Raw genomic sequence first — 3,361 nt, 5'->3', positions numbered from 1 at the left:
CGAGCCCCAGTGTGAAGCCTGCGATGCCCAGCAGTGCGATGCGCGAGGCGAACGACCGTCCGGCTTTCCTCGAAGGACGCCGTGGTCGGGGTGCGGTCGCCGCGGTCTTGCGGGGTCGTGTCACGCGGGGCTCCTCATCAGCGTCGCTCGGGCACGTGTCAGTGCGGACGTGCGCAGAGGCCTGCTCGATGTCGTCGCTGGCGAGGCTCTGCGCCGCGCCGTGTCTGCGGTCATAGACCCTCGACATCCTGAAGAGGTTCCCGCGCAGAACGTGAAAATCCTTCCATTTCTGCGTCCGCTCGCATCAAGACCAGCGACGAGGCGACGCCCGTGCGCGGAGGAGGCGGGGGGATCCGAGGGGAACATCCGCGCGTGAATCGCGAACCTGGCCCACGATGCAGAACCTTGCTGGCGGTCGTCGCGGTCGTCGCCGCGCTGGCCGTGGCGACGGGCATGGCCAGCGGCCGTCCGGCCGTTGCCCACCCGGTCGTGAAGGGGCAGGTGGTGGGGGTCGTTCGCGTGGTGCGCGACAGAGCCGTCTTCCGTGTCGGCCCCACCACCGATCATGATCGTCGCACCCCGCTTGAGAAGGGCGCGCTGCTCTCGATCTGCGGTCGCAGCGGCGCCTGGCTCGTGGCCGATCTCGGCGCAGGAGATCGGGGCTGGGTCGAAGAGCGCGATGTCGAATGGATGCCGCCACAGACCCAGGCCGATGTCGTTCTGCGGAACGTGCTGGTTCGCCCCACCGCGTGTGAGACCCGCGTCGATATCGAGACGTCGGCCCAGGGGTCGTTCGACGTCATCGAGGAGCTCGATCCCCCCGCGCTGGTGGTTCGTCTGCATCGAACGACATCGATGATCCACGAGATTGCGCAGTACTGCGATGACCTCATCGTGGGGCCGGCCACCGTGCGCCAGGTCGAACCCGCACGGGTCGAGCTGCGCTTCCCCCTTGCGCGCAAGGGGGCCTGGGGGTATCGTGTCGCCTCCGCTGTCTCCCCGAATCTGCCGGGCGATCCGAGTGGCCATGACTTCCGTCATGTCGGGCCCTGCGACTTCCGGATCACGCTGGCTCGTCCGCCTGACGTGCCCGCGGGCGAGGGCACGGGCGCGCCATCGCTCCAGGGCGTGACGGTGGTGCTCGATCCGGGGCACGGCGGAAGTGACAGCGGGGCCGTGGGCGTGGGGGGGCTCGTCGAGAAGGAGATCAACCTCGCGGTCGCGCTTCAGGCGCGCGAGGCCCTTCGCAAGCGCGGCGCGCGGGTGGTGATGACGCGCGACGTCGATCGCGACACGGCCCCGGCACGCGCCGATGAGCTCTCCCATCGCGTGGAGGTAGGATGCGCCGAGCAGGGACACGTCTTCGTCAGCATCCATCACAACGCCCGTCCACGCGTCGAGGACGCGCGCGTGGCCTGCGGCGTCTTCGTCTACTACTACCAGCCCTGGAGCGCCGATCTCGCCCGCGCGCTCGTTGCGCCGGTCGCCGATGCGCAGCGCGAGGCACACCGCGCCTATGTGTTCCGATCGTTTGCGGTCACGAGACAGACGTATATGCCTTCGGTACTGGTAGAGGTCGGGTTCATCTCGAACCCCCAGGAAGAGCAGAAGATGCGCGACCCCGGCTATGCGCCTCGCATCGGCGAGGCCATTGCGTCGGGAATCGAGCGCTGGTTCACCGAAAGAGGGAGAAGGCCGTGACCTACCCGGTTTTCGATTCACACTGCCATCTCGACACAGACGCGTTCGACGCCGACCGCGACGAGGTTCTGGCGCGGGCCGTGGCGGCGCACGTGCGCGGCATCGTCGTGCCGGCCACTGACGTGGCCTCGTGCGACAGCACTGCGGCTCTCGTCGAGCGCTGCGCGGGGCGTGATGACATCGAGGTCTATGGCACCGTCGGGGTTCACCCGCACGAGGCGCGCCACCTCGATGACGCCGGTCTGGCCCATATCGAGCGCCTCTCGCATCTGCCGCGCATCGTGGCCATCGGTGAGACCGGCCTCGACTACCACTACGATTTCAGTCCGCCCGAGGTGCAGCGCGCGTCGCTTCGCGCGCAGGTCCGGCTGGCCGTGCGCCGAGCGATGCCGCTGGTTCTGCACTGTCGCAACGCGGAGAGCGACCTGCTCGACATCGTCGAGGCCGAAGGCGGTCGTTCGTGCGGGGGTGTCGTTCACTGCTTCACGGGAACGTGGGAGACGGCTGAGCGCTTCCTCGCGCTCGGCTTCTATCTCGGTTTCACCGGAATCATCACGTTCCGCAATGCCGAGGCGCTTCGCGATGTGGTAAGACGCGTTCCCATCGATCGGCTGCTCATCGAGACCGACAGTCCGTACCTCGCGCCCATCCCGCATCGCGGGAAGCGCAACGAGCCAGCACACGTGGCCCTCGTCGCGGAGACGGTGGGGCCGTTGCACGGCCTGTCGGCGGCAGAGGCGGCACGGGTGGCCGAAGCCAACACCCGACGCTGCTTCAACCTACCTCTGCAGACGATCTGAGCGGACGCAGCGCCTCGTTCGCGCTTGCCGCTCAGCGTGACGCGGCCGACGGCTCGCCCGACGCGATCTCCAGGTTCTGTATGCCGTGGTTGAAGACCACCACTGACGCGCCGCTGCGCAGCTTGATCTTCATGAAGTACACGCTGTGCCAGTCGATGGTGCCCTCGACAATCGTTCCGTCGCTGAGAAGGACGCGCAGCACGCGGCCCTCCTGCGCGGCGCGCTGCACCAGGCCCAGCGGAATCACGTATCGACCATCCTTCTCGCGCACGGGCTGCAGGTTCTGCCCGGCCAGCTCGTCGTTGCGCTTCAGCCCTTTGCGGACCTCAGGGGTGTTCTCTGCCTTGAAGCAGTAGAGCATCGACAGCTTCTCGAGCTTCTCGCGCTTCGGTTCGGGGGCGTCGGCGGTCTCGACGTCGAGCCAGAGGTGATAGGGGAGGATGCTGCGCACGACTCCCACCACCTCTTCGTCGCTATGCATGCGGAACACGTGCGGCGTCTCGTTGCGCTTCTGCTTGAGGAAGTACTGCTGCGCCATGCCTTCGTCGCGGGAGCGCTGCTGCTTCTTCACCGCCATGACCTTGTCGCGCTCCTTGCGCTTGCGCATGGCCTCCGCGTGCTTCTCCATCCATTCCTTCAGGGTGAAGTCGCCGCGCACGATCTGATACGCCACGGCCTCGGGGATGGAGAAGTTCTGCGCGAAGTCTGCGGCCTCGAGATGCAGCTTGTCCATCTTCCCCGGTGGAGGGGCGGCGGGCTTGGGGGCGAGACGCATTCCTTGCGGTCCGCGGGACGACGGCCCTGCGGGGCGCGCGGGGCCTCGCCCGGGCGGAGGACCGCCTGGGCCACGGCCGGGACCC

At 67.8% G+C, this 3,361-nt stretch carries 4 protein-coding genes; 2 read left to right on the top strand and 2 right to left on the bottom strand.

Annotation, left to right across the window (positions count from 1 at the left end):
* A partial coding sequence (locus EB084_22140; protein ID NDD30964.1) for a hypothetical protein occupies positions 1-247 on the bottom strand: 247 nt, incomplete at its 3' end.
* 158 nt (positions 248-405) lie between these two features.
* On the opposite strand from EB084_22140, the gene EB084_22135 reads away from it, so the two are divergent.
* Both EB084_22135 and EB084_22130 read left to right on the top strand, forming a co-directional pair.
* Positions 406-1,701: an N-acetylmuramoyl-L-alanine amidase gene (locus EB084_22135; GenBank protein ID NDD30963.1), complete on the top strand. Its 1,296-nt coding sequence runs from the start codon at positions 406-408 to the stop codon at positions 1,699-1,701.
* Complete coding sequence (locus tag EB084_22130; GenBank protein NDD30962.1) at positions 1,698-2,501, top strand: TatD family deoxyribonuclease; 804 nt, start codon at positions 1,698-1,700, stop codon at positions 2,499-2,501. The genes EB084_22135 and EB084_22130 overlap by 4 nt, the downstream gene beginning before the upstream one ends.
* A 31-nt stretch (positions 2,502-2,532) precedes the next feature.
* On the opposite strand, the gene EB084_22125 is transcribed toward EB084_22130, so the two are convergent.
* Positions 2,533-3,276, bottom strand: coding sequence for a hypothetical protein (locus EB084_22125; protein ID NDD30961.1), 744 nt, complete (start codon positions 3,274-3,276; stop codon positions 2,533-2,535).
* Between the last annotated feature and the right edge of the window lie 85 nt (positions 3,277-3,361).

Source organism: Pseudomonadota bacterium, from assembly GCA_010028905.1.
Classification (GTDB): domain Bacteria; phylum Vulcanimicrobiota; class Xenobia; order RGZZ01; family RGZZ01; genus RGZZ01.
This window is presented reverse-complemented; position numbering and strand designations above follow the sequence as displayed.